Origin of the sequence: Pseudomonas campi (assembly GCF_013200955.2) — a bacterium.
GTDB lineage: Bacteria > Pseudomonadota > Gammaproteobacteria > Pseudomonadales > Pseudomonadaceae > Aquipseudomonas > Aquipseudomonas campi.
This window is the reverse complement of sequence record NZ_CP053697.2, coordinates 644,802-671,053: the sequence shown is the minus strand read 5'-3', so window position 1 is coordinate 671,053 and position 26,252 is coordinate 644,802. Positions and strand designations below refer to the sequence as shown.

Annotated in this window: 24 protein-coding genes; 13 read left to right on the top strand and 11 right to left on the bottom strand. The window is 64.0% G+C overall.

What is annotated here, in order from left to right; all coding sequences use genetic code 11:
• Nucleotides 1-13: 13 nt before the first annotated feature.
• Both HNE05_RS02970 and HNE05_RS02965 read right to left on the bottom strand, forming a co-directional pair.
• Nucleotides 14-1,813, bottom strand: a complete 1,800-nt coding sequence (locus HNE05_RS02970) for a DUF1302 domain-containing protein (RefSeq protein WP_173203177.1) — start codon at nt 1,811-1,813, stop codon at nt 14-16.
• Nucleotides 1,814-1,921: 108 nt separating this feature from the next.
• The gene (locus HNE05_RS02965) at nt 1,922-2,548 is read right to left on the bottom strand and encodes a TetR/AcrR family transcriptional regulator (protein WP_173203175.1); all 627 of its coding nucleotides are present in this window, start codon (nt 2,546-2,548) and stop codon (nt 1,922-1,924) included.
• Nucleotides 2,549-2,736: 188 nt separating this feature from the next.
• Here HNE05_RS02965 and HNE05_RS02960 point away from each other — a divergent pair, with 188 nt between their 5' ends.
• From HNE05_RS02960 to HNE05_RS02940, 5 genes are all read left to right on the top strand, one after another.
• Nucleotides 2,737-4,326, top strand: coding sequence for a xylulokinase (locus HNE05_RS02960; protein WP_240008807.1), 1,590 nt, complete (start codon nt 2,737-2,739; stop codon nt 4,324-4,326).
• Complete coding sequence (locus HNE05_RS02955) at nt 4,323-4,952, top strand: class II aldolase/adducin family protein (RefSeq protein ID WP_173203173.1); 630 nt, start codon at nt 4,323-4,325, stop codon at nt 4,950-4,952. Before HNE05_RS02960 ends, HNE05_RS02955 begins: the two co-directional genes overlap by 4 nt.
• Before the next feature lie 13 nt (nt 4,953-4,965).
• A complete protein-coding gene (locus HNE05_RS02950; RefSeq protein ID WP_173203170.1) occupies nt 4,966-6,429 on the top strand; it encodes an aspartate aminotransferase family protein in 1,464 nt (487 codons plus the stop codon).
• Nucleotides 6,430-6,432: 3 nt separating this feature from the next.
• The gene (locus HNE05_RS02945; protein ID WP_173203168.1) at nt 6,433-7,044 is read left to right on the top strand and encodes a hypothetical protein; all 612 of its coding nucleotides are present in this window, start codon (nt 6,433-6,435) and stop codon (nt 7,042-7,044) included.
• 361 nt (nt 7,045-7,405) lie between these two features.
• Nucleotides 7,406-8,440: an AraC family transcriptional regulator gene (locus HNE05_RS02940; protein WP_173203166.1), complete on the top strand. Its 1,035-nt coding sequence runs from the start codon at nt 7,406-7,408 to the stop codon at nt 8,438-8,440.
• Nucleotides 8,441-8,612: 172 nt separating this feature from the next.
• On the opposite strand, the gene HNE05_RS02935 is transcribed toward HNE05_RS02940, so the two are convergent.
• Nucleotides 8,613-10,250, bottom strand: a complete 1,638-nt coding sequence (locus HNE05_RS02935) for a methyl-accepting chemotaxis protein (RefSeq protein WP_173203164.1) — start codon at nt 10,248-10,250, stop codon at nt 8,613-8,615.
• Nucleotides 10,251-10,749: 499 nt separating this feature from the next.
• Between HNE05_RS02935 and HNE05_RS02930 the strand changes: the two genes are divergently transcribed.
• The 7 genes from HNE05_RS02930 (at nt 10,750) to HNE05_RS02900 (ending at nt 17,608) form a co-directional block, all read left to right on the top strand.
• Nucleotides 10,750-12,108, top strand: coding sequence for a flavin-containing monooxygenase (locus tag HNE05_RS02930; protein ID WP_173211586.1), 1,359 nt, complete (start codon nt 10,750-10,752; stop codon nt 12,106-12,108).
• 179 nt (nt 12,109-12,287) lie between these two features.
• Nucleotides 12,288-13,136 (top strand): SDR family NAD(P)-dependent oxidoreductase, encoded by an 849-nt coding sequence (locus HNE05_RS02925; protein WP_173203162.1) that lies wholly within the window; start codon nt 12,288-12,290, stop codon nt 13,134-13,136.
• A 470-nt stretch (nt 13,137-13,606) separates the two neighbouring features.
• Nucleotides 13,607-13,999, top strand: a complete 393-nt coding sequence (locus HNE05_RS02920; protein WP_173203160.1) for a DUF2946 domain-containing protein — start codon at nt 13,607-13,609, stop codon at nt 13,997-13,999.
• A gap of 226 nt (nt 14,000-14,225) precedes the next feature.
• Nucleotides 14,226-14,708 (top strand): copper chaperone PCu(A)C, encoded by a 483-nt coding sequence (locus HNE05_RS02915; protein WP_173203157.1) that lies wholly within the window; start codon nt 14,226-14,228, stop codon nt 14,706-14,708.
• A gap of 68 nt (nt 14,709-14,776) precedes the next feature.
• Entirely contained in the window at nt 14,777-14,932 is a 156-nt protein-coding gene (locus HNE05_RS02910) for a hypothetical protein (RefSeq protein WP_173203155.1), read from the top strand.
• A gap of 2 nt (nt 14,933-14,934) precedes the next feature.
• Nucleotides 14,935-15,375 carry a copper uptake system-associated protein gene (locus HNE05_RS02905; protein WP_173203154.1) on the top strand — a complete coding sequence of 147 codons (441 nt, stop codon included), beginning with the start codon at nt 14,935-14,937 and terminating at the stop codon, nt 15,373-15,375.
• 109 nt (nt 15,376-15,484) lie between these two features.
• Entirely contained in the window at nt 15,485-17,608 is a 2,124-nt protein-coding gene (locus HNE05_RS02900; protein WP_173203152.1) for a TonB-dependent receptor family protein, read from the top strand.
• 353 nt (nt 17,609-17,961) lie between these two features.
• On the opposite strand, the gene HNE05_RS02895 is transcribed toward HNE05_RS02900, so the two are convergent.
• The 7 genes from HNE05_RS02895 to HNE05_RS02870 all read right to left on the bottom strand — a co-directional run bounded on the left by HNE05_RS02895 (nt 17,962) and on the right by HNE05_RS02870 (nt 24,286).
• A complete protein-coding gene (locus tag HNE05_RS02895; protein ID WP_173203150.1) occupies nt 17,962-19,320 on the bottom strand; it encodes a glutamine synthetase family protein in 1,359 nt (452 codons plus the stop codon).
• 171 nt (nt 19,321-19,491) lie between these two features.
• On the bottom strand, nt 19,492-20,601 hold the full coding sequence (locus HNE05_RS02890; RefSeq protein ID WP_173203148.1) for a GNAT family N-acetyltransferase/peptidase C39 family protein: 1,110 nt from the start codon (nt 20,599-20,601) through the stop codon (nt 19,492-19,494).
• A 39-nt stretch (nt 20,602-20,640) separates the two neighbouring features.
• Complete coding sequence (locus HNE05_RS02885) at nt 20,641-20,793, bottom strand: hypothetical protein (protein WP_173203146.1); 153 nt, start codon at nt 20,791-20,793, stop codon at nt 20,641-20,643.
• Nucleotides 20,794-20,819: 26 nt separating this feature from the next.
• Nucleotides 20,820-21,800 (bottom strand): magnesium transporter CorA family protein, encoded by a 981-nt coding sequence (locus HNE05_RS02880; protein WP_173203144.1) that lies wholly within the window; start codon nt 21,798-21,800, stop codon nt 20,820-20,822.
• A 9-nt stretch (nt 21,801-21,809) separates the two neighbouring features.
• The gene (locus HNE05_RS02875) at nt 21,810-23,357 is read right to left on the bottom strand and encodes a RimK family protein (RefSeq protein ID WP_338053198.1); all 1,548 of its coding nucleotides are present in this window, start codon (nt 23,355-23,357) and stop codon (nt 21,810-21,812) included.
• A gap of 269 nt (nt 23,358-23,626) precedes the next feature.
• Nucleotides 23,627-23,761 (bottom strand): PSPA7_2676 family Cys-rich small protein, encoded by a 135-nt coding sequence (locus HNE05_RS20540; RefSeq protein ID WP_275679063.1) that lies wholly within the window; start codon nt 23,759-23,761, stop codon nt 23,627-23,629.
• A gap of 84 nt (nt 23,762-23,845) precedes the next feature.
• Nucleotides 23,846-24,286: a PRC-barrel domain-containing protein gene (locus HNE05_RS02870; protein WP_173203140.1), complete on the bottom strand. Its 441-nt coding sequence runs from the start codon at nt 24,284-24,286 to the stop codon at nt 23,846-23,848.
• 518 nt (nt 24,287-24,804) lie between these two features.
• Between HNE05_RS02870 and HNE05_RS02865 the strand changes: the two genes are divergently transcribed.
• Nucleotides 24,805-25,955 (top strand): IS3 family transposase gene (locus HNE05_RS02865; protein ID WP_173203138.1). Its coding sequence is split into 2 segments (ribosomal slippage): nt 24,805-25,042 and nt 25,042-25,955, totalling 1,152 coding nucleotides; the frame shifts between segments, so codons are not numbered across the junction.
• Here the strand turns inward: HNE05_RS02865 and HNE05_RS20650 are convergent.
• Nucleotides 25,894-26,166: a bacteriocin immunity protein gene (locus tag HNE05_RS20650; RefSeq protein ID WP_173203133.1), complete on the bottom strand. Its 273-nt coding sequence runs from the start codon at nt 26,164-26,166 to the stop codon at nt 25,894-25,896. The two genes, HNE05_RS02865 and HNE05_RS20650, sit on opposite strands and share 62 nt — an antisense overlap.
• Nucleotides 26,167-26,252: the final 86 nt, after the last annotated feature.

The window sequence follows — 26,252 nt, the reverse complement described above, 5'->3', positions numbered from 1 at the left end:
GTGGTTCCTGCCGTCAGAAGGAGTAGGTGACGTTGAGGGCGACGTGGTCGCGGTCGATCAGCGCGTTGTCTTTGCGCGCGCCCCAAAACGAGGTGTAGGCGAGCTTGCCGCCCAGCTTCTGGCCGTACTTGCCGCCCAGTTCGAGGGTCGCCGACTTGCGCCCCTGGATGAAGTTCTCGTTGAGTGACGGCGAAGTGCCGGAGACGTCCTGGCGGAAGGTCAGGCCCGGCAGCAGATCGAGGTTGGGCCGCACGTCCTGGATCAGCCCGGAGACGTTCAACGTGTAACCCCAGGCGAAGGAATCCAGGTATTCGTAGTTGACCGAATCGAGCAGGCTGCCCGGCACATGGTTAAACGCCGCCTCGCCGAGCACGATCAGGTCATCCAGGCCCAGCACCGGGCCGAAGGCGTGGATGGCCGAAACCGAGCCGGTATACAGCTCGTGGCGCTTGTACAGATCGATAGTGCTGCGCGAGTCGTTGGCCGAGCCGTCACCGAACTCGCCCAGATCGATGCTGCCGCCGCTGGCACCATTACCCTCCAAAGCGCCACTGCCTAGCTGCTCCAGCTCATAGATCATCGAAGGCTCCAGCGGCGCGTTGGGCCGATAGGCCAGTTCGCCGGCCACGCTGGTGTCGCCGATGGTGCCGGACACGCTGAGGCCGAACAGGCGGATGTCTTCGGGGTAGATGAAGTCGTAGTAGGTGCTGTCGAGCAGGGCCAGGCCATCCACCAGCGGCACCGAGGCCGGATCAAAGGCCTGGGCCAGGCCGCAGACCTCGCTGAAGCGCCCACCACTACCCGCCGAACAGGCAAACGACTGGCCCTTCTGGATACTCAGGAACGGCACCTTGCTGTGGTAGTTGAGGTAATACAGGCTGAACTCGGTGTTGTTCCAGTCCTCGACCAGGTAGCGCAGGGCCACGCCGAACTGGCCGTCGTCACGGGCGTCGTGCTCCTCGCCATAGCGCGCGCCGGCGACGACGCCGTTCTCGCCATTGAGCCCCGGCACCATCTCGGCCAGGCCACCCAGCTCGTTGCGCAGGTCGACCAGCACGCCGTTGCTGCCCTTGCCGAAGTAGTCCTGGTTGTTGAGGAAGGCACCGGTGGGGATCAGTTCGTGGCCCTTCCACTCCAGGCCGTAGAAGGCCTCGACACTGAGTGCGTCGGTCAGGCCGAGCTGGCCGGAGATCATGTTGGTCGGCAGCAGAGCGTCCTTGAGGCTGGCGTTGGGCAACACCACCCGGCCGATGTCCACCGGGTTGATCACGTTGAGGCCGTCGGCGTAGTAGATGCCCTCGCCCCAGTTGATCACCTGGCGCCCGAGCCGCACGGTGACCGGCATCTCGCCGATGTAGCGGTTGGTGTAGAGGTAGGCGTCGAGCAGGCGCGAACGGTGGCCGGCGCGATTTTCCAGATCGGAGGGATAACGCTCGTCACTGTCGGTGTTGTGGGTTTCGAAGCTGTCGCCGCTGGGGTCGTTGTCCATGATCTGGGTGTCGTACCAGGCGGTACCGCGGACGAACAGACCGTCCTGCTCGGTGCGCACGTGCAGCTCCGAGGTCAGCTTGAACTCGTTGGAGACGAAGCCACGGTCGTAGTACTCGCTGCCATCGTTGTTGTTGGCAAAGATGTTCTGCCCGTTGCTGTAGATGCGCTCGGGGCCGGTGGTGCGGTACACCGAGGTGTACTCGGCCACGCTTTCCAGCGAGGTGGTGACATTCGGCCCGGTATCGATTTCGAAGGCGTGGGCCTGTATCCCCCAGATCCCTATCCCGACCGCCAGCGCCATCTTGCTCTTGTTATGCGACATGCTGCTGTCCCCTAGTGGTGATGTGACGAAACTAGCCGACTTGCAAAAACCTCCATGGGGCCGAAGCGGACAAAAAACGGTGCCGAAGGGGCCCCTGAAACCTCTTCTTCACACTTGCCGGGCAAAGGCCGCCAGGCTGCTGGCGTAGACGAACTGCAGGGTCTTCTTCAGCTGCACCAGGGTGCGCGAGCGCTGCGGCTCGGGCAGCTCCAGAGCCAGCTTGGTCACCGAGCTGCCGGCCTCGCACAGCACCAGCGCCAGGCCATGCACCAGCTCGGCATCGGCCGTCGGCTGGGCGGCGCAGATGGCACGGCCGACCAGCTCGGCGGTGGCCAGGGTGTCGGCACTGTTCAGCGCACGCAGCTCCGGTGACGCGGCCACGCAACCCCAGACCTCGACGAAACCGGGGTGGCTGATCTGGATATCCACCATCAGATCGATCAAGCGTTCGATCAGCGCCCCTGCCGCCGTGCTGTCCGGCGCCCCATCGAGCAGCGCCAGGTCGGCCTGCAGGCGCTCGCCAACGCTGCCGGTATAGCGCTGCCAGACCTCCTGGACGATGGCCAGCTTGGTCGGGAAATACAGGTACAGCGAGGCAATCGGCAGGCCGGCCTCGCGGGCGATTTCGCGCATCGACACCGCCTCGTAGCCGCGCGCGGCGATCAGCTCCAGCGCCACCGCGAGGATCGCCTCGAAGCGCGCCTGGCTACGCTCCTGCTTGGGTTCACGACGCACTCGCGGAGTCGGCGGGGTGCTTGACAAAGTTTTGTTGGCCACAGCATTCTCGAAAACATGAGCAATGCTTATGTTTTAGCGCGACTTGAAAAAAATGGGAAGGGGCCGATGCAAAAGAGCCAGAGCCACACCGATTCCGTAGGGTGCGCCGCGCGCAGCAGAGACCGCCGCGACATGGGGCGCGCCCAGTGAGCCACGACGAACGCCTAGTGCTGGCCGTGGACCTCGGCAGCTCCGGCTGCAAGACCGCCCTGGTCGGCCTCGATGGCCGGGTGCGCGCCTTCGCCTTTCGCGCCGTGACCAGCCATGTGCTGCCCGGTGCCGGCGTCGAGCAGTGCCCGGAAGACTGGTGGCAGGCCTTCGAAGACAGCGCCAGCGAAGTGCTGCGCAGCAACCCCGGCAGCGCGGCCAAGGTCGTCGCCATCGCCTGCTCCTGCCAGGGTGAGGCCACCCTGCCGGTGGACCGCGACGGCCAGCCGCTGGCCCGCGCCATGCTGTACATGGACATGCGCGGCCAGGCCGCCGTGCAGCGCCAGGTCGGTGGCCGCCTGCCGCGTGTGGCCGGCTACGATCCGCTGAAACTCTGGCGCTGGTTGCGCCTGACCGGCGGCGCGCCGGCGCTGTCCGGCAAGGACCCGTTCGGCCATATCGCCTTCATCCGCGAAGCAATGCCCGAGCTGTACGCGCGCACCGCCAAGTTTCTCAACGTCCTCGACTTCATGAACCTGCGCCTGACCGGGCGCACTGTGGCCACCGTCGATTCGGCGCTGACCACCTGGGTCACCGACAACCGCGACCCGGCCAACATCCGCTATGACGCCGGCCTGCTCAAGCTGGCCGGCCTTGAGCGCGAACAGTTGCCGGAACTGGTGCGCTGCAGCGAGGTGCTCGGCCCGCTGCGCCCGGCGGTGGCCGAACGCCTGGGCCTGCCCAGCGGCGTGCCCGTGGTCGCCGGCGCGGTGGACAACAGCGCCTCGGCCCTCGGTTCCGGCGCAGTGCAAGACAACGCCCTGCACCTGTACGTCGGCACCTCGTCGTGGATCGGCGCCCATGTGGCGCAGAAGAAAACCGACGTGTTCAAGCAGATCGCCGCCGTGCCCTGCGCCCTGCCCGACCGCTACCTGATGATGGTCATGCAGTCGGCCGCCGGGGCCAACCTGAGCTTCCTGCGCGACCGCATCCTCTACGCCAAGGACGCCCTGCTGCAGGACGAAGCGCGCCCGGATGTGTACCGCATCCTCGACGAGATCGCCGCCGGCGTACCGGCCGGAGCCCGCGGCCTGCTCTACCTGCCCTGGCTGATGGGCGAGCGCAGCCCGGTGGATGACGGCAACCTGCGCGCCGGCCTGCTCAACCTGAGCCTGGAGCACGCCCGCGAAGACATGGTGCGGGCTTTCCTCGAAGGCGTGGCGCTGAACACGCGCTGGATGATGGACGCGGTCGAAGGCTTCCTCGGCCAACCGGCGCGCGAGATCACCCTGGTCGGCGGTGGCGGCCAGTCCGACGTGTGGAGCCAGATCTTCGCCGACGTGCTGGGCATCACCGTGCACCAGCCAGAACAACCGATCCAGGCCAACGCCCGCGGCGCGGCCTTCCTCGCCGGGGTCGGCATCTGCGCCATGGACTTCGCCGATATCCCACAGCGGGTCGCGCTGCGTCGCAGCTTCGAACCGGGCGCCAGCAATCGTCAGCGCTACCACGACAGCTACGCCACCTTCCGCGCCGCGCACAAGGCGCTGGCGCCGTTCTACGCCAGCCTGCACGGAGCCAAGCCATGAACCTCACACAGCAGGCCTGCGAACAGGTGGTGCGCACCGCCGTAGCGCTGGCCGATCAGGGCTTCCTCGCCGGCGTCGGTGGCAACCTGGCGCTGCGCATCGACGCCGAACATTTTGCCGTCACCCCCTCGGCCAGCGACTACTACGGCATGGCCGCGGAAGATATCTGCGTGTTGCGCCTGAGCGACCTCAAGCAGCTCGCCGGCAACGGCAAACCCTCGGTGGAAAGCGGCCTGCACGCCGGCATGCTCAAGGCCCGCCCGGATTGCCGGGCCAGTGTGCACACCCACCAGCCGGTGGCCAGCGCCTTCACCCTGCTCGACCGGCCGTTGCCGATCGCCGATGACGAAGCACGCCGGCTGATCGGCGGCGATGTGCCGGTGTGCGCCTACGCCCCCTCCGGCACCCGTTGGCTGGCCAGCAATGTCGCCAAGCGCGTGCGCTTCGACCTGAACGCCTACCTGATGCGCAACCACGGCGCCGTGTGCCTTGGCGCCAGCCTCGACGACGCCTGCCGCGTGGTGCAGTTGCTGGAGCAGGAGGCCGTGCGCTGGTTCCAGCGCGCGCTGGCCGCCCAGCCCGACAACCGCCAGTTCCAGCAAGCGCTGGCCGCGCTGAATTCCTAGAAGAGACCTCGCCATGAACGCCTCCACCCAGCCCGATCCGCAACACTCCGGCATTTCCCACTGGCCAGACACCGACGCCATCGACGCGCGCCTCAAGGCGCTGATCAAGCAGCCGATCCGACCAATCCGCCGCGAGAACATGGACCAGGTGCTCGGCTACTTCGAGCAAAAATGCCAGGCCTCCAAACGCCTCGCCGAACAGGCGGCGACGGTGATCCCCGGCGGCATCCAGCACAACCTGGCGTTCAACTATCCGTTCCCCCTGGCCATGAGCAAAGCTGAAGGCGCGCATCTGCAAGACGTCGACGGCAACCGCTACATCGACTTCCTCCAGGCCGGTGGGCCGACCCTGCTCGGCAGCAACGATGCGGTGGTGCAGGAGAAGGTCATCGAAACCCTGCGCGAGTGCGGCCCGGTCACCGGCCTGCTGCACGAGTACGAATTCAAGCTGGCCGAGCTGGTCTGCCGCCACGTGCCCTCGGTGGAGATGTTCCGCATGCTCGCCTCCGGCACCGAGTCGGTGATGGGCGCCATCCGCCTGGCCCGCGCCTACACCGGCAAGAAATGGGTGATCAAGATCGGCGGCGCCTACCACGGCTGGAGCGACCAGCTGGTGTACGGCATGCGCATCCCCGGCACCGGCCGGCGCGAGGCGGTAGGCATTCCGCGCGGCGCCACCAGCCATACCCAGGAAAGCTTCCCCAACGACCTCGCGGCGATTCGCCGGCGCCTGCAAATCAACCGCCTGCGCGGCGGCACCGCAGCGATCATCGTCGAACCGCTCGGTCCGGAAAGCGGCACCCGCCCGGCACACAAGGACTTCAACGCCAACCTGCGCAAGCTGTGCGACGAGTTCGGCGCGCTACTGATCTTCGACGAAGTGGTCAGCGGCTTCCGTGTCGGCCTGTCTGGCGCCCAGGGTTACTTCAACGTGCTGCCGGACCTGACCATCTTCGGCAAGTGCCTGACCGGCGGCTACCCCATGGCCGGCGGCATCGGCGGGCGGCGCGAGGTGATGATGCTGCTGGCCGGTGGCATCGGCGGCAAGCAGACCAAGCGCGCCTTCGTCGGCGGCACCCTGACCGCCAACCCGCTGTCCTGCGTGGCCGGTTACTACAGTTTGATCGAGATGGAAAAGCGCAACGCGCCCTTCCTCGCCGGGCGTGCCGGCGACCGCCTGACCGCCGGCCTGGCGCAGATCATCGAGCGCCGCGGCCTGCCCTATGTGGTCTACAACCAGGGCTCGGTGGTGCACCTGCAAACCTCCGGCGTGCTGCTGCTCAACGTGCGCAACCCGATCCAGCTGCTGCGCGAGGTCAACCCGCGCAAACACATGATGGAAGAGATGGGCGCCGCCTACATGGCCCACGGCCTGGTGACCCTGGCCGGCAGCCGCATGTACACCAGCGCCGCCGATACCGACGCGATCATCGACGAGGCGCTCAATCGCTTCGACGATGTCTTCGGCCTGGTCTGAACCATGCACGACGAACTGCTGCAGGCCGGCGCGCGGATGAGCGCCAAGGGCTTTCTCAATGATGCGGGAGATAGCTTGTCGCTGCTGCTGCCGGGCACCGGGCGCATGCTCTTGCTGCTGCCTGGCGAGGCGCCGCGCGAAGTCGAACTGAACCGTGCGGCAAGCGGCCTGGCCGCCGTGCACGCCGAGGTCTACCGGCTGCGCGGCGATGCCGGCGCGGTGGCCACCCTGAGCCCGCGCTGGAGTCTGCAACTGGGCGATCTGGGCGAGGCCATGCCCTCGGTATTCGACGAACAGGCGCGGCATATCGGCCGCTCCTGGGCGCCGGCCACGGCCGGGCAACTGCCCGCCGTGCTCGCTGCTGGCGGCAATGCCGGACTGGTCGACGGCCGCCTGCTGGCCATCGGCGTCACGCGCAACCGCATGCTGTTCAACGCCGAGCTGTTCGAGAAATGCGCCATGGCCTACGTGCTGGCGCGCCTCGGCGGCGGGCGAGTAAAAAAGGTGCCGTGGTGGGTCCGCCTGATCGCCGGCCGGCGCCTGCTCAAGGACCAGGCCAACGCTGCCACCCAGCACGCCGCCGGGCAGGCATCGGCAGAGCTGGGTGCCTATTGAGTAGGGCGGGTGAAACCCGCGTGCAGGGCACGGCGATTAACGCGGGTTTCACCCGCCCTACTCGACTGCATGGCGCCACTGCGCACGCCCCCTCTCCCGTTTACGGGAGAGGGCTGGGGAGAGGGTGCTCGTAGGGTGGATGACGCTCTTTTCATCCACCGATGGCCCGCGCGGTGGATCGGTGAAGCGTGATCCACCCTACGTGAGGACTCGCCCCTCTCCCACACGTGGCAGCGGGGAGCTCTGGCGCCACCCAGCACGCTCGTGCTAACTATAAAAAACGGCCCACCCAAGTGGGCCGCCATAACAACAAGAACCAGGCGCTCGACGCCAGATAACGACCTCCTGCCGGAGCGTGCCCATGAAACCCATCGCCGACCCGCGCTATTCCGAGGCCTCCGCGCCGCCGCAGATCTCGCGCTTCCTCCTGCAGCACGTCGCCACCCTCGGCCGCGACCCGGCCCAGCTCTGTCGTGGCCTGGGCTTCGAGCCGGACGATCTGAAGAAGCCCGACTATCGCCTGTCCTACCGGCAGAGCTACCTGCTGGTGCGCCGCGCCCTGCAAACCCTCGACGACAGCGGCCTGGGCCTGGCCGTGGGGCATCGGCAGACAGCCGTGTCCTGGGGCCTGGTGGGCATGGCCATGCTCGCCAGCCCGACCCTGGGCGAGGCGCTGGACCTGGCCATCCGCTACCAGCGCCACACCGGCGCCCTGCTCGACTACGAAATGGAGCTGCGCGGCGGGCGCTGCCTGGTGTTCGCCAGCACGCGCTTCTTCGACCCGGAAGTGGCGGTGTTCTACCTCGAAGAAGCCTTCGCCAGCGCCCAGGCCATCGTCCGCCACTTGTCCGGCCAGGACCTGACCATCGACCGCATCGAACTGGAATACCCACGCCCGCCGCACTGGAAGCGCTATGCGGAAATCTTCCGCTGCCCGGTCAAGTTCGGCGCCGGGCACAGCCTGATCGCCTTCGACGCACGCTGGCTGCAACTGCCCCTGCCAACCCGCGACGACTACGTCGCCGCGGAAATCGCCAGCCTGCTCGACAGCGCACGCTGGGAGCAACACGGCAGCTCCGACCTGATCGAAACCATCCAGCGCGAAGTGCGCAAGAACCTCTGCCGCCCACCGCAACTGGCCGAGCTGGCACAGCAGCTCAACCTCGGCGAACGCACCCTGCGCCGGCGCATCGACGAAGCCGGGCTGTCCTACCACGGCATCATCGACTCACTGCGCCGGGCCAAGGCCCTGGCCCTGCTCAGCCACCGCGACAGCCGGCTGATCGACGTGGCCAGCGAAACCGGTTTCAGCGATGTGCGCAACTTCCGCCGCGCCTTCAAACGCTGGACCGGCGTGGCCCCGCGCGAAGCCCGCCGGCAGATCCATCCCGCGTGACACCACCCGCCAACGTAGCCCGGATGCAATCCGGGAGGCAGGCAACTCCGCCCCCGGATTGCATCCGGGCTACACCAGCCTGAGTCATCAGCTTCGCCGTAGGGCGGGTGCAACCCGCGAGGTCCCACGCGGGCGGCACCCGCCCTACGCACTGCGCGCCGAGGCGTCTGGATTAGACGTGGAAGAAGCTCACCCGATTCGTCAGTTGGCTGGCCAGCCCGGCCAGTTCGCGACTGGCGCCAGCCATCACCTCTGAACCGGCGGCGGTCTGCCGGGTGGCTGCATGGATGCGGCTGATGTTCTGGCTGACCTCTTCGGCGGCCAGGCTCTGTTGTTCCGAGGCGCTGGCGATCTGCGCGTTCATGCTGTTGATCGAGCCGACCTCCTGACGGATCTTGCCCAGCGCACTTTCGGCCTGGCTGGTTTGCTCGACGGTTTGCCGGGCCAGCTCGCGGCTGGCGTGCATCACCGTCGCGGCCTTGCTGGCGCCGTCCTGCAGCTTGCCGATCATCTCGCGGATTTCGCGGGTGGATTCCTGAGTACGGCTGGCCAGCGAGCGCACTTCATCGGCCACCACGGCAAAGCCACGGCCATGTTCGCCGGCACGGGCGGCCTCGATTGCAGCGTTGAGCGCCAACAGGTTGGTCTGCTCGGCGATCGAGTTGATCACTTCGATGATGGTCTCGATACCGGCGCTGTCATGGGACACCTGCTGCACGCTGGTAGCGGCATTTTCCAGGGTCTGTGCCAGGTGCTGAATGCCGCCGGCGCTGTCCTTGACCAGGCGGTTGCCCTGGTCGGCTTCGCTGTCGGCACTGCGGGTGGCTGCTGCGGCGGTGGCGGCATAGCTGGCCACCTCGCTGACGGTGGCGGCCATCTGATTGACCGCGGCCGCCATCTGCTGCGCCTCATCCGACTGCAGACGAATCTGCTGCTGGTTGTTGTCGGCATTCAGTTGCAGGGTGGCGGCCGCATTCGCCAGTTGCTCGGCGGCGCTGCGCACCTGGACGATGGTCTGCGCCAGGTTGCCCAGACTGGCTTGCAGAATGCCCATCACGCTGTGCGGATAACGGGTGTTGAGTTGTTGCAGCAACTTGCCGGCGGCCAGGTCGCGGATGGCTTCGGCGACCTGATAGGGCTCGGCGCCCAGGGTGGATTTGAGCTGGCGAATGATCAGCAGCGAGACAATCACACTGAGCACCACACTGGCCAGGGTCGCCAGCAGGATCAGCCACTTGAAGCCTTCGGCGGCCTCACGCACGGCGCTGACCTTCTGATTGACGATGCCTTCCTGGAAATCGATGAAGGCATTAATGCGCTTGAGCCACTCGCTGTAGGCCGGCGATACCTGATCGAGGAGCAAACGCACGGCGCTGTCGCGCGCGCCGTTCTGCCGCTCGCTGATCAGGCCGGTCGTCAGCGCCAGGGTGCTCTGCTCGATCTGGTTGATCTGCTCCAGCAGGCGCTTTTCTTCCGCCGAGGCCCCCTTGCTGCTGACCAGCTGACGCATCGGTGCAGCGGATTCGGCATAGAAGCTGGCCAGCCGCTCGATCTCCAGCAGGTGCCGCTGCAAGGCCATGGCGTCATCCACCAGCACCGCATCGCGAATGGCAATGGCGCGATCATGCACGCTGCCGCGGAAGTTGATCGCATAGCGTTGCTTGAGGGCGGCATCCTCACTGACTTCGGTCAAGGTACCGTCGATGAAGCCGACGCGCTGCACACCAATCAGACTGACCAGCAGCATCAGCGACAGAATCAAACCAAACCCCAGACTGAGGCGTAGGGCGATGCTCATGGGGGTATGCATGGTTAACTCCGTGGCGAAATTGAGATTTGACGCCAGCAGAATGGCACAGTGCCAGCACTAAAGCTGTACAAGTTTTCGTCAATTTTATCTATCTCATGCATAGATTTTGTATAACACCAGCCAGCACACGCCAAGCCAGCGCCCTGCGCTGCGGAATCAACCAGAACGGGCGTAAAGGCCTGGCTAAGCGGACCACCGGCCACATCTGGCGCAACTACCCAGCACCCCGACTGAGGCAAGCATCGCCGCCCACGCATTCTACAGCTCGACATCCTTGTACAAGTTTACGAAACCAGACCCTGGGCACCCGTGGCGAGGGCCTGCGCGATACCTGAAGCGTTTCAGCAGTCCAGCGGCTGTCCGTTTCTGCCCCCTTTCGCGGCCATCTCGCCCCTGCTGGCCTCATCGACGCTTGGCTAACGTGGACTCATCGCCACTACCCAGAGCGGAGACTCCCGTGAGCACAGCGAACAACACCATCCAGGATTGCGGCGATGCCGTGTGCATCATCGGCGGCGGCCCCGGCGGCCTGTGCATGGCCCGCGCCCTCAAGCGCCAGGGCCTGGACTACGAACAGTTCGAACGCCACAGCGATGTCGGCGGCGTGTGGGACATCACCAACCCCGGCACGCCGATGTACGAGTCCGCGCACTTCATCTCCTCGCGTGACCTCTCGGGCTTCCTCGACTTCCCGATGCCCAAGCACTTCCCCGACTACCCGAGCAACCAGCAGATCCTCGAATACGCCCGCGCCTTCGCCCGTGCCTTCGACCTCTACGACAAGATCCGCTTCAACACCGCCGTCGAGCATGTGGCCAAGCGTGAAGACGGGCGCTGGCTGGTCACCCTCAGCAGCGGCGAGAAGCGCTGCTACCGCGCCGTGGTCTGCGCCACCGGCTGCAACTGGGACCCGAACATGCCGGAGGTCAAAGGCCAGTTCAACGGCGAGATCCGCCACTCGGTGACCTTCAAGAAGGCCGACGAATTCAACGGCAAGCGCGTGCTGATCATCGGTGCTGGCAACTCCGGCGCGGACATCGCCTGCGACGCCGCCACCCACGCCAGCAAGGCCTTCATCAGCCTGCGCCGCGGCTACCACTTCATTCCCAAGCACCTGTTCGGCCTGCCCGCCGACGAGGTCAGCGAGAAAGGCCCGCACCTGCCCATCTGGCTGGTGCGCCCGGTATTCAGCCTGATCCTGCGCCTGATCAACGGCGACCTGACCCGCTTCGGCCTGCCCAAGCCGGACCACAAGCTGTTCGAGAGCCACCCGCTGATGAACACCCAGTTGCTGCACTACCTGCAGCACGGCGACATCCAGGTGAAGCCGGACATCAGCCACTTCGAAGGCGACCATGCGGTGTTCAAGGACGGCAGCCGCGAGGCGCTCGACCTGGTGCTCTACGCCACCGGCTACAAGTGGAGCTGCAAGTACGCCGCCGACTACTTCGAATGGAAGGGCGGCCGGCCACAGATGTACCTGTCGATCTTCAGCCGCCAGCACCACAACCTGTTCGGCATCGGCTACCTGGAAACCAACTCCAGCGCCTACAAGCTGTTCGACAACGAGGCCCACGCCGTCGCCTGTTACCTGCGCGACCAGCTGCTGCGCCCGGAACAGGCGCGCCAGTTCGAGCAGCTGATCGCCAGCGACAACCCCGACCTGTCCGGCGGCATCAACTTCGTCAAATCCCAGCGCCACGAGGTGTACCTGGAAGTCCACGCGCTCAAGACCCACCTGCGCAAACTGCGCCAGACCCTCGGCTGGGGCGAACTGGACGACGGCTACTACGCCACCCTGCGCAAACACCCCGGTTTCCCGGCGGCGCCCCTGCAACAGGCGCAGCACGCGGTGTAAGCCACTCGCTCCCCTCTCCCACTCTTCATCAACCAAGAGTGGGAGAGGGGCAGAAGCGCTGCATGCCGTGCAGGCGCACCGGCCCGCTGCGTAGGGTGGATAACGCTTTGCTTATCCACCATGACCGCAACTCGGAGCGAAGCAGACGAGCTCCAAGAACCACTCAACGAGTACAAGCCATGAATGAAGTGGTAGTGATTACCGGCGCGGCCGGCGGCATCGGCCAGGCCATCTGCGCCAAGCTGATCCAGCGCGGCATGCGCCTGGTGCTGGTCGACATCCACGCCGAGCGCCTGGCCCAGGTGGCCGCGCGCCTCGGCGAACAGGCCACGCCATTCGCCGCCGACCTCACCGATCACAGCGCCCTGCAGCGCCTGATGGAAATGGTGGCGGACAAATTCGGCCGCATCGACATCCTCATCAACAACGCCGCCATCACCACGGTCGAACCCTTCGACACGCGCTCGGTGGAAAGCATCGTCGGCGAGCTCAACATCAACCTGATCTCACCCCTGGTGCTGACCCGCCTGGCCATCCCGCTGCTGCAACGCTCGGCCGATGCGCGGGTGGTCACCACGGTGTCCATCGGCGGCATCTTCCCCATGCCCGAGTCGCCGATCTACAGCGCCAGCAAGTTCGGCCTGCGCGGCGCCATGCTGTCGATCGGCCTGGACCTGGCAGCCAAGGGCATCAAGGTCGGCTCGATCCTGCCGGCCGCCACCGAAACGCCGATGCTGCAAAAAGAAGCCATCGACGGCGGCAACGCCCTGCAGTTCATGGACCCGCCGCAACAACCGGAAGACGTCGCCGACCAGGTCCTGCTGATGCTCGACAAGCCCTGCCTGGAGCGCACGCCCAAGGCCAGCGAATCATGGATCTCCCGCCTGGCCATGCTCTTCCCCAACCTGCTGCCACGCAGCATCCGGCTGTTCAAGAAACGCGGCGAAAAAGGCATGCAGCGCTACCTGGAATCCCTCGGCGAACGCGGCCTGGCGCAGCGGGTGGATGGGCGCTGGGAGTTGAAGTAGAAGGCTCCGGAGGAGAACCAACCAGCCCGCGCTTTGCGGGCTGGTTGGTTTCAGGGGGCAGAGAAGTAAGCGGCGAGAGCGTACATCCATGGAGGGCAGCTTCCGCCCCTTAGGCGTCATACAAAAAAGCCCGCCCGCCAGAGGTAGGCTTTTCTATTTGTGCGATCCCCATCGGCCGGCCTGTAACCCGGTCGCTACGACAGAGGTGTGCGCGACGGCGAACCGCTTGTTTGCCTGGCAGTGTTGGCGGGCGCCAAAGCCATGGCTCGCTATAGCGGCGGCCCGATCTTCAACGTCCGCCTGCATCTTCCTGCCTGAGCCCATTTCGGAAAGCCTGCAAACCTGATGTGCCTTGAAGCATCCCGTCTTCAGGCAGTCCAGCTGAAGGGCATGTGGCTCAGTAATGCATCTGCGACAAATCGCCAGGCCGGCTTCCGCCGGTTCTGGCCTTAGTGTTAGATTCCCGCTCCATGAAGATCTCCCGTAGCAACCGAGCGCTGGCCACATGGACGCTGTATTGCAGCCTCCTGCTGGGCCTGTTCGCCTGCGGTTTGCATCACGGACAGATGTCTGGCCTTGCACTCAGCGGGCTTGGCGGAGCGTTCTGCTCGCTTGGCAGCGACGCTGGTCCAGGCATCGACCTGGATGGCTCCAAGCAAGGTGCCGCGCAGTCACCGATGGGCTGCCCTCTCTGCTCTTCGTTCGGCGCATCGGTGGCGGTCAATACTGCGGGTTGGGGGCTGGCTCTGCCTCCAATAGCTCACGCCCCGCTGCCAATTGCCAACCATTGGGCACAACCCCCTCCGCGCTTTCTGCGCCATAGCCTCAACCCCCGCGCTTCACCTCTCATTTCCCTCGCATGACTCCTAGCGTCGGTGCCTGCGCCTCTGCCATGTCAGAGCGCTGCATGTAACCGGCTCTCTCAGCCGTATCTGCTTAGAAGCTAATCATGTCGTTGAAGCACACCTGCTTGGTGCTGCTGATCAGCACTGGAACTACTGCGTGAGCGGATAAATCGCCTATCCGCGCAGGCGGCATCAGTCGCGTGTGCCATGAAAAAGCCGAATACATCCTGCAAGGAGAAACACCATGAAGCTGACCAAGACTCTCGCGCTGGTTGCGCTGCTGGTCTCCCCGGTACTGGTTACGGCTCACGAATACGAAGCCGGAAATCTGCATATCGATCATCCCTGGTCGCGGGAAATGCCGCCGATCGCCCCCACTGCCGCGGTGTACTTCGTCGTGCAGAACAAGGGGGACAACGCCGATCGCCTGCTCAGCGTCGACACCCCGGCGGCCGGCAAGGCCGAACTGCATGAGCACCTGCACCAAGACGGGGTGATGAAGATGCAGCAGGTGTCCAGTGTCGAGATTCCGGCCACTACCGCCGTGGCATTCGCCCCCATGGGCTACCACGTGATGCTGTTCAACCTGCCCAGGCAGTTCAAGGACGGTGAGCGCTTTCCAATGACCCTGCACTTCGAGCAGGCCGGTGCGGTGCAGGTCGAAGTGGCCGTGCAGAAAGAGCCCCCAGCCGAACACGGCGAGCACAAACACCAGCACGCGCAGTAACGAACCGGGGCCACGGGCGGTGACCCCCGCTTACCGCCAATAAAAAGAATCATCAGGAGTAACAGGGCATGGGCAAAAAACGAGTGCGCTATGGAATTTCCCTGGCGCTGTATGGGGAGGCGAGCGCGGTGCTCGCCGAAGGCTCGGTGGTGGAACGGCCCGAGTCGCAAGTGATTGGCTCATCGGTGATCGATGAGAACAGCGTCGATGCCAGGGAGAAATAACAATGAAATGGATGACACCTTGGGTACTGCTCTGCGCCGTGCTCTGCAATGCCGCGTGGGCGGCTGATGGTGATGACCGCCAGGCCATTGAACACCTGATGAAACACACCTGGGAACGCCCGGATGCGGTGCTCGACGTTGGCCCGGTGACCGTCGAGGGCGAGCACGCCGTGGCCGGCTGGACACAGGATGCGCGGGGCGGGCGGGCCTTGCTGCGTCGCGATGGCGAGACATGGAAGGTGCTGCTATGCGCCGGCGACGGTCTGCTCGATGTCGCCACCCTGCGCGATGCCGGATTGTCTGCCGCGCAAGCTGCCAGCCTGAACCAGGCGGTGCGGGCCGCTGAGGCCACGCAGCCTGCAGCACGGGTCAAGCAGTTCGCCCTGTTCAAAGGCACGGTGCGAGTCGACCCGCATCAGATGCATGAGCCGGTAGCTCACTGAAATGAGCAAGCAACCACACCATTACGACGCCGACCTTCTACGACACCAATGGAGCCGCACCATGACAATTAAAACAGCGCGTTCACTCACTACGTTTCGCCAAACATTGATGGCCATTTCGATCCGCCATCCTGCTGTACTGCTTTGCGCACTGACGCTGAGCCCGATTGCCAACGCACAAAGTACCGATGCAGTAGAACTGTCGCCCTTGAACGTCACCGGTCAGTATGTGCCTGGTGAACAGACCAATGCTGAGCTGGAAGCCGAGCAAGCGCTCACTCCCGGCGGCGTAACGCTGGTGGATAGCGAGGATCTCAAGGGGCGCAATATCTCCAATCTCGCCGACATGCTGCGCTACGTGCCCGGCGTATTCGCCGCGAGCGGGTCGACCGGCGATTCCACCTTCCTTTCCAGTCGCGGCTCCAATCTCGACTCCGTAGGTTATGACGGTAACGGCATCAAGCTGATGCAAGACGGCTTGCCGGTGACGGCGGCGGATGGCAACAACCACAACCGCGCCGTGGACCCGCTGAGCGCGCGCCATGCCATCGTGGCTCGCGGCGCCAACGCGCTGACCTATGGCGCCAGCACCCTCGGTGGTGCCATCGACTTCATTACGCCGACGGCGCGCGACGTTGCTCCCTTCGAACTGGCGCTCGATGGCGGCAGCGATGACCAGGCGCAGGGCCGGATCACCGCCGGCACCGTGGCCGGCGACTTCGATGCGCTGGTCACCGCCGAAGCTCGCCACTGGGATGGCTATCGCGATCAGCAGCACGAGCAGAATCGCGAGGGCGTCTACGCCAACGCGGGTTGGCAGTTCAGTGAGGACCTGCGCACGCGGCTCTACCTCACCAGCATCAGCAACGACCAGCAGTTGCCGGGAGCCCTCACCGAGAGCGAGCTGCGCGATGACCCTGGGCAGGTCGAGTCGCAGAACGTCAGCGGCAACTTCCAATACAACGTCGATACCTGGCGTGTTGCCAACAAGACGACCTGGGATATCGACGCCAACAGCAGCTTCTCGGTGGGCTTCTCCTACGAGGAACAGGACCTCTACCACCCCATCGTCGACAAGGTGATGGTCGACTTCGATGGCCCCGGCCCGATGCCTCCGACCGAGGTCTTCAGCCTGCTCATCGACACCGAGCAGCGCAACGCTGGCACTGCACTGCGCTACAACCTGCGCCTGGGCGATCACGACCTGCTCGCGGGCCTCAACTACGGCCAGACACATGTCGACGGCGGCAACTATCGCAATGATGGCGGCCATCGCAACGGCCTCACTACGCACGTGGACAATCAGGCCGACAACCTGGAGCTGTTCCTGATGGACCGCTGGCAGTTCGTGCCCGACTGGACGCTGGTGTACGGCGCACAGGCCGTCGACGGCAGCCGTGAAGTGCGCAATACCGATGCCGAAACCGGCGAGGTGCGCAATCCTGAGGGTGACTACGACAGCATCAATCCGCGCGTGGGTCTGATCCATCAGCTAACGCCTGATGTCGAGCTGTTTGCCAACCTCAGCCGCCTGTACGAGGCGCCGACTACCTACGAGCTGGATGACGATATCCGTGGCAACGAGGAGACACTGGACGCCATGCATGGCACCGTGTTCGAGGTGGGAACCCGTGGTACCCACGCGCTGGGCACGGCCAGCCACTGGCATTGGGACCTTGCACTCTACTACGCCAAGCTCCGCGACGAGATCCTCTCGATGGACGATCCGGCGGCACCTGGCACCAGCCTCTCGACCAACGTGGATAACACCATCCACGCCGGCATCGAAACCCTCGTAGGTGCCAGCTTCGCCATAGACGCGGCCAACCAGCATCGCCTCGAACCGTTGGTCAACCTGACCATCAACCGCTTCTCGTTCGACAATGACGCAACCTATGGCGACAACGACCTGCCTGCAGCGCCGGACTACTTCATCAAGGGCGAAGTGCTCTATCGCAATGCGAACGGCTTCTTTGCCGGCCCGACCTTCGATGTCGTCGGTGAGCGCTATGCCGATTTCAGCAACACCTACAAGATCGACTCCTATGCCCTGATGGGCCTGCGCGCCGGTCTCGCCCGTGAGGACTGGGAGGTATATGGCGAAGTTCGGAACCTAACCGACAAAACCTACGTTGCATTCAACAGCGTGGTGGACGAAGCGGCGCCCGACGCCGCCATCCTCAATCCGGGCGAACCGCGCTCGGTGTTTGCAGGGGTGAGGTTGAACTGGTGAGCCACTGCGCGTGTCGATGCGCATTTGGAATGCCTGCTTCATACCGTGTGTCGACACCTCAGTCAGTCTCAATCTGAACCGCCATTGATCATGGGAGCCTGAATCGCCCTCGGTCGTTCGCGACACATCCACGCGGCTGCTTCGGGGTGGAAGCAGCCGCCCATCAAGGGCCGCTAATGGCCGAGAGCGGGCTGCTCTCGGCCAGAAGTGGTCAGCCCTCCCGATAAATAAATCCGTCCCCTTTTGTTTTCTTCATCAGCCGCACCCTATGTGCTCGCAGCCCTGAACGGTCAGGTGTATCGATGCAGTCAGGAGCAACTCAGCATGTTCATTTTGCCCAGGGCAACAGGCTGTCATACGCTCAGCTGAAGGAATTCGCGCTCCCAGGGGCTGATCACGCGCAGGTAGTTCTCATGCTCTTTACGTTTTACCGCGATGTAGCCCTGCACGAATTTGTGGCCCAGGTATTCCTTCAGCACCGCGCACTTCTCCATTTGTACCAGCGCATCCTCGATGGTGGTCGGCAGGCGTAGGTTGCAGCGCTCGTTGGCACGCCCTTGCACCGGAGCGCTGGGAGCGATCCGTTCGATCATGCCCAGATAGCCGCATAGCAGGCTGGCGGCGATTGCCAGGTAAGGGTTTGCATCGGCACCCGGCAAGCGGTTCTCCACGCGCATGGCGGCAGGCGATGCCGCCGGCACGCGCAGACCCACGGTGCGATTATCGGCCCCCCACTCGACGTTCACCGGTGCGCAGGTGTCCGGCAGGAAGCGGCGAAAGGAGTTCACGTTCGGCGCAAACATCGGCAGCGTCATCGGCGTGTACTTCTGCAGGCCGCCGATGTAGTGAAGAAACAGGTCGCTCATGGAGCCGTCTTCGTTGGCGAAGAGGTTCCTGCCGGTGGTGAGGTCTTGCACGCTCTGGTGGATGTGCATGGCGCTGCCGGGCTCATCGGTGATCGGCTTGGCCATGAAGGTCACGCTGACGTCATGCCTGGAGGTGGCCTCACGCATGGTGCGCTTGAACACCGTGATCTGGTCGGCCAGGCTCAAGGCATCGCCATGATGGAAGTTGATCTCCATCTGCGCGGGACCACCCTCGTGAACCAGCGTGTCCAGGCCCAAACATTGGATCTCACACCAGCTGTAGACGTCGTCGAATAGCGCGTCGAACTCGTTGACGGCTTCGATGGAGAAACTCTGCCTGCCGCTTTCCGAACGCCCGGAGCGACCTTCGGGTGCCTCGATGGGCAGGTCGGGGTCGATACTGCGCTTGGTCAGGTAAAACTCCATCTCCGGCGCCACTACCGGCTTCCAACCTTTGTCGGTGTAGAGCCCAAGCACTCGCTTGAGCACATTGCGCGGCGACAGTTCGACGGGGTTGCCGAGCCTGTCGAAGGTGTCGTGAATGATCATCGCTGTCGGCTCCAATGCCCAAGGCAGCAGGAAAATGGCATTCGGGTCCGGACGGCAGATCATGTCGACGCCCGCCTCGTCGAGCAGGTGGTAATAGTCTTCGTCCTTGACCAAGTCGCCGGTCACCGTCAGCAACAGGATGCCCTCCGGAAGTCGCATTCCGTCTTCGTCGAGGAATTTGTTGATGGGAGAGATCTTGCCGCGGGCGACACCGGTGAGGTCGCTCACCATGCATTCGATTTCGGCAATGCCCTGTTGCTTAAGCCGTTGTTCAAGTTGCCCAACTGAAGATGTCATACAAGCCTCGAAAAATTCATGAGTGCGACCAAGAAGGCACCTGGGTCAGGTGCCCCTGCTTCTTGAAATGACCCCGGCTGCGCTAGCGCTGCAGCTGAACAGGCCGGGGGGCGAGAAGGATTTCGGGCCATGGAGGCATCGCGTGGCATGAGGAAGTCTGTTGCGGCCTGCTCAGCCTGCCCAACGCCTACCGGCTGGCTGGCGTAGATAGAGCACGACTGCGGCGCGCAGCTTGTTGCCGCCGAAGGCACGCATGCGGCGGAACTCGGCGTGGCTGACCGGTACGTTCTGGCAATCCAGGGCCGGGCGCTGGCGGCTGGGGTCGTGCAGGTAGACGAAGTCCTGGTCGCAACCGGTGACCAGGACCCAGTGCGGGGCCTTGCTGCGGGTGAAGCGGTAGCTGCTGATCAGCACCAGTGGCTGGCCGCCGTCGGCGAGCAGGCGGCTCAGGTCCAGCTGGCCGCTGGGCAGGTGTTCGACATCGCTGGCCTGTAGCTGCTCGCAGAAGGCCTCGTGCACCAGGCGCATCACCTCGCGCTTGCTCTCGCGGCGCACGCCGTCGAGGAACAGCGGTCCCGGCACGCTGACCTGCAGCTGCACGCGCAAGCCCCGGTTCCAGGCGGCCAGCGCCAGCCCTTGCGGGCTGCAGCCGCCGTGCCCGGACGTCATGAAGATGGTGGTGGCCTCGCGCCACAGCTGGATCTCCTCGCGGCGCTGCAGCGGGCTGCCCGGCTGCAGCGCCGCCATGGCCATCATCAGACTGGCCGGGCCGCAGGTGAACTCGGTGGTTTGCTGGTAGTAAGGCACCACGCGGGTTTCGCCGAGCGGGCGCTGGACGATGCGCTTCTCGTAGCGCAGGGCCCGGGCGTGATCCTCGTAGTAGTCGTCGACCTCGGCGAAGCGCCGGTAGCCGGCGCCTTCATAGAGGCGGATGGCGGTGGCGTTGTCGCCGCGCACTTCCAGGCGCAGGTAGGCGCAGTCGTGTTCGCGCGCGCGCTGCTCGGCCTCGCCCAACAGGCGCTTGCCCAGTCCATGGCCGCGCGCCTCGGGGGCGAGGGCAATGGAGTAGAGGCGTGCCAGCGAGGTGCCGCGATGGAACAGCAGCAGCGCATAACCCATCACCCGCTGCTGGTGCTGGGCCACGATCAGGCTGGCGTGGGCGCGGGTGATCATCCACTGGAAACTGCGCGGCGACAGACGATCGTGCTCGAAGCACTGATTCTCCAGCGTGAGCAGGGAGTCCAGGTCGTCGGCGATGGCGTGGCGGAAAGAGAAATGCATAGGGGCGTGGCCGGTGGTTAGGGGCATGGCGAGCGGGCGTCAGCGCCGCGTGGAGCTGTCGCCGTGGCTGTCCGTGTTGCGTTGCGAGCACTGTTCGCCAGCCGACTTGAAGCCCCGGTCGAAGTAGTTGATGACGAAGGCTAAGAACAGGATCACGGGCAGCACGAGCAGACCGATCTCTTGGGGATCCATGGCGTTTCCTTGGCGTGGGTGATGGGCTAGCGCGCCGCCTGTTCGCGGCGGCGCGCCGGGATGTTCATGGCACCGGTTTGCGGCGAGCCGAACAAACGCCGCAGGCCCAGCAGCATCAGGCCGGCCAGCCCGACCAACGAGGCGATGAACAGTGGATAGGACAGCCACCAGGGCAGGGGCTGGGTCATCATGCTGAACTCGGACATGCCGCCGATTCCGGCGATCAGATTCAGCGGTAGGAACACCACGTTGATCAGGGTGAGCTTGCGCAGCATCTCGTTCATGTTGGCGTTGAGCAGGTTGCCGCGCGCGTCCATCAGCCCTGAGAGCACCGAGGCGTAGATCTCGGCCTGCTTGATGCACTGTTCGTTCTCGATCAGCAGGTCATCGAGCTGGGCGATGGTGGCCGCGCCGAAGCCGGCCCGCTCGCCATAGTCGCGCAGGCGGCTGAGGACGCTGCCATTACTCTGGATGGCATTGATGTAGTAGATCAGGCTCTCGCTGAGACCGAGCATCTGCAGCAGATGCTGGTTGTGCATGGTCTGGCTGAAACGCTGCTGCAGCTCGCGGGCCACCAGCTTGATGACCTTGAGATGGCCCTGGTAGTGGTGGATGTTGTTCAGCAGCAGTGCCATCAGCACATCCAGCGGCTGGTGCAGGTCGCGGCGCTGGTGCAGGCCGCAGATCAGCGAATCGGCGCTGGAGATCAGCAGTAGCTGGTGCTCGCCCAGCAGCATGCCGAACGACGACACCTCGAAGGTGCAGTTCTCGTTGCCGGAGTAGCTCTCCGGGCGCTTCCATATCAGGAATAGCGCGCCGGGGTGGAACTCGACGCGCGAGATCTCGTCCGGGTCTAGCGCCGAGTCCAGGGTGTGCGCGTCTAGGCCAAAGCGCTGGCGCAGCCAATCGCGCTCCGCAGCGTCTGGGGCGATACACAGCTGCAGGGGTGCGGCATCGTCGTCGCAGGCGAGCAAGGCGCCGCCCTGTAGTTGATAGCTCTGGCGCATGCAGCCCCCTCAGCGTATGGCACCGCGACGCTTGAGCTCGAGGCGCCGGACGAAATCCTCCAGCACCAGCCGGTACAGCTCGTCGCCCAGATGCCCATCCTCGATACCGGCGTCGAGGTTGGGGTTGTCGTTGACCTCGATCACCTTGACGCTGCCGCCGACCTGCTTGAGATCTACACCGTACAGCCCGTCGCCGATCAGATTGGCGGTCTTCACCGCCAGCTCCACCACCTCTTTCGGCGCGTCCTCGATAGCCACGGTGCGGCACTCGCCGATCACCTCGCTGCCCTTTGCCTTGTGGTTGACGATCTGCCAGTGGCCCTTGGACATGAAGTACTGACAGGCGAAGATCGGCTGACGGTTGAGCACGCCGATGCGCCAGTCGTACTCGGTGAAGAGGAATTCCTGGGCCAGCAGCAGGACCGAGTGCTCGAACAGCTGGGCGCTGGCCTCGCGCAACTGCAGCGGGTTCTCCACCTTGATCACGCCGCGCGAGAAGCAGCCGTCGGGAATCTTCAGCACCAGAGGGAAGCCCAGGCGCTCGCCGACCTTGTCCAGCTCCTGCGGATTGTCACGGTAGAGAATCTCGGTGGCCGGCATGCTCAGCGCCTGGCTGCGCAGCAGGTCGGTGAGGTAGACCTTGTTGGTGCAGCGCAGGATCGAGTTGGGGTCGTCCATCACGATCAGCCCCTCGCTCTCGGCCTTCTTGGCGAAGCGGTAGGTGTGGTCGTCCACGCTGGTGGTCTCGCGGATCAGCAGGGCGTCGTATTCGGCCAGGCGCGAGTAGTCCTTCTTCTCGATCAGGTCGACATCGATGCCGAGGGTCTTGCCCACGCGCACGAAGTTCTCCAGGGCCCTGGCGTTGGAAGGTGGCAGCTGCTCTTCCGGGTTGTGCAGGATGGCCAGGTCGTAGCGCATCACCTGGGGCGAGCGCGGCGTACGCCAGACCTTGCGACTGAAGCCGTCGAGGGCCTGGGCGAACTGATCTTCCTGCTGCTCACGCAGCTTGTGCAGAGCGCCGGGGCGCAACCCTGCGATCTGCCAGCTGTCGCCCTTGCGGAAGTCGACCAGCAGGATGGGACAAGGGAAGGCTTCAAACAGCTGGCGCGCAATGTCCTGCAGCGGTGTCAGATCGGTCTTGCCGAAGTACAGACTGAGGGTGAAGCCCTCCATATCGGCACAGGGATGCTGGGCCAGAGCCTTGTCCAGCGAGCGCTCCAGATCGTCCAGAGCCAGGCCGTACAGCGATTTGCGCGCCAGTTCGCTGATAGTGCGCACCGACGGGATGACCTTGTGCCCGCGCGCTTCGGCCAGCAGCGAGCAGTAGTAGCCGTGGCCCAGGTACTTGAAGTTACGGCACAGGTTGATCACCTGGGTGCGCTTGCCGCTGTCGCTGCTGGGCGACTGCTCAAGATACTCGCGGGCGGTGAGCATGTTTTCGCTGGGCAGGTAGGACGACCAGTCCTCCTTGCGCTCGACGATGATCAATACTTCGCGGGGGCCTTTCAGCACCTCGGCTGCCGGCAGGGATTCCGGTTCGCGGGGGAAGATTGGCATGCAAAGGTTGGCTTGTACCGAAGACATCTAACTGACCCATTGAGGAGTTGGTGTCTTCAATAAAACGCCTAATTCGGGAAATGTCTCGGCACTCTACGAAAGCTTTACGCGGTTGCCGTGAATCCTTATGGCGCCACTGCACCATCACCGCCTCGGGCCGATTTTAGGCAGCCCCAACAGTCCGCAAATGGCAGACCAGACCGCAACCGATGGCGCCTTTGCAGATGGCGCGGGCATGCTGAGAGCAACTCCAGAGGGTTACAGCCGCATCAAACTGCCGCCACCGCTACGTAGCGGAAGCTGCCGCAGCAGCTGCAACGCTGGCACAGGAGGATGCCCGTACCCATGACGGTGGCCACGCCCTCGGACCAGGTACAACCAGCGATCAAGCATCGAATGGTCATGTTTGCCTCCCACGGCACAGTGACCGCAACACCCCTTCAATCAGTCGAGCGGAGGCATAACGGCACTGGGCCTTGCAGGTGGTTCTAGTAGCGGTCCTCCAACTTCGGCGTCACGCCGTAGTAATCCTGGACTTCCTTGCTCCAGGTCGGATCCTGCATATCCGGCCAGCTGTCCTTGTCGAAGCCTGGCGCATGGGAGAGGCGTTCCTTGTCGACGGCCAGCACGAAGCGCTTATTCTCCGTATCGAGCGTCAATGCGCTCCACGGCACGGCGAACAACTTCTCGCCCACGCCGAGAAAGCCACCGAAGGACAACACCGCATAGGCCACCCGGCCGCTGCTCACGTCCAGCATGATCTCCTTGATGTCACCCAGATCTTCGTCGTGCTGATTGCAGACGTCATTGCCGATGAGGGTGTTTGCACCCATCAACTGAGGCCCGGGCCCCGCACTCAAGTGGGCGGGGCTCGCAAAGCCCCGGGTGCCCTTGTACATGCCATAGGTGTCGCGTTGTTCATAGTTCATGTTCAGCTCCTGACGATCATCTCGGGGGTCAATTGAGCACAGCGTCAAACCCGGTTTTCGGCGCTGCGTTTGCTCATGCTGTACTCAAAGCGGGAGAGGTTCTGTACGCCAGGACACGTTGGGAATGAGGAAAGCGGCTAGGCGTCGGTGCAGTACTGACAAGAAGTACGGCACGCGCAGCCTGCTGGACCGGATGAAACGCACGATCGAGAAAGCCAAGACCCAGGCTCGGGCCAAGGTTGGGCCCCTGCTCCGGGTGATCAAGCGCCGGCCAACAGAAAATGAGGCAGATCTATTGATTGGCTAGATCGGCTGCTAGTGGCCGGTAGTTGCCTTGCGTGAGGACCCGCTATCGCCCAGAACCTGCCGCTGACAACAGCCCCTGCCCGACCACCTATTTAAACGACGACAAGCCATTGCTCCGCCGCCACGCGAGGACGGTTTCAAGAATCTCTCTGAATCGCCCCTAGTTTCGTAGACACCTCCAAGCCTCATAATGAGGCCCATTAGGAGGTGCCATGAGCAACCAGCGTTACCCCGAAGAATTCAAGATCGAAGCGGTCAAGCATATTACCGAGCGCGGCTTGCGCGTTGCCGATGTGGCCGAGCGTCTAGGCGTGTCCGCACACAGCCTGTACGCCTGGGTAAAGCGCTACAGCAAGCCGCAAGCACAGCGGCAGCAGGTAGATGATCAGCAGGCCGAACTGCGTCGCCTGCGTGCCGAACTCAAGCGAGTGACTGAAGAGCGAGACATCCTAAAAAAGGCCGCCGCGTACTTTGCCAAGGAGTCCGGCTGAAGTACGCCGTTATCAGAAAGCTGTCGGTGGAGTACCCGGTGCGGCGCCTCTGCCAGACCCTCAAGGTGCATCCCAGCGGTTACTACGCCTGGCTGGCCGAGCCGAAATCCGCGCGTGCCAAGGAAGATCAGCGTCTGCTGGGCTTGATCAAGCATGCCTGGTTGGAAAGCGGCGGGGTCTACGGCTACCGCAAGATCCACGACGACCTGCGTGAGCTGGGCGAGTCTTGTGGCCGGCACCGTGTGGCTCGCCTGATGAGGAGAGAGGGACTGCGCTCGCAGACCGGTTATCGCCGGCGCCCCGGGTACTACGGTGGCAAGCCGACGGTGGCCTCGCCCAACCGTCTGGAGCGGCAGTTCAATGTCAGTGAACCGAACAAGGTCTGGGTCACCGACATCACTTACATCCGCACGTATGAGGGCTGGTTGTACTTGGCGGTGGTGCTGGATCTGTTTTCTCGCCAAGTGATCGGCTGGTCGATGAAGCCTCGGATGTGCAGCGACCTGGCCATCGATGCGTTGCTGATGGCGGTGTGGCGGCGCAAGCCCAAGCAGGAAGTGATGATCCATTCCGACCAGGGCAGCCAGTTCAGCAGCTCGGACTGGCAGAGTTTCCTCAAGGCCAACAACCTGATCAGCAGCATGAGCCGACGCGGTAACTGTCACGACAACGCGGTCGCGGAAAGCTTTTTCCAGTTGCTGAAGCGGGAACGCATCCGACGGAAAACCTACGGAACCCGTGAAGAAGCCCGCAGTGATGTGTTCGATTACATCGAGATGTTCTATAACCCCAAGCGCCGGCACAGCAGCGCTATGCAGCTATCGCCAGTGGAGTTTGAAAAGCGCTATTTCCAGAGCTTGGAGAGTGTCTAGGAAAGCTGGGGCGATTCACTCTTGGGGAGGCGTTGCCTGTCTCGGGGTAGTAAATAAGGTCAGAGCCCGCCGGATGCTCACTCACCAGAATGAAGTTTTCCAGCAGCTCGTCTTGGTACTCCTCGCTTGCGCAAGCACTGCAAATCTCTTCGATCAGTCTGAGGAACTCGTCCTCGCTGTAGTCGGTGATGCTAGTTTTCAGGCTGATCATTCCGCCCCTATGCATATCAATATGAATCGCCCCGGCCTGACTTCTTGATTGATCGTTCTCTTGGGCCCTTTCGGCCATATCGTCGC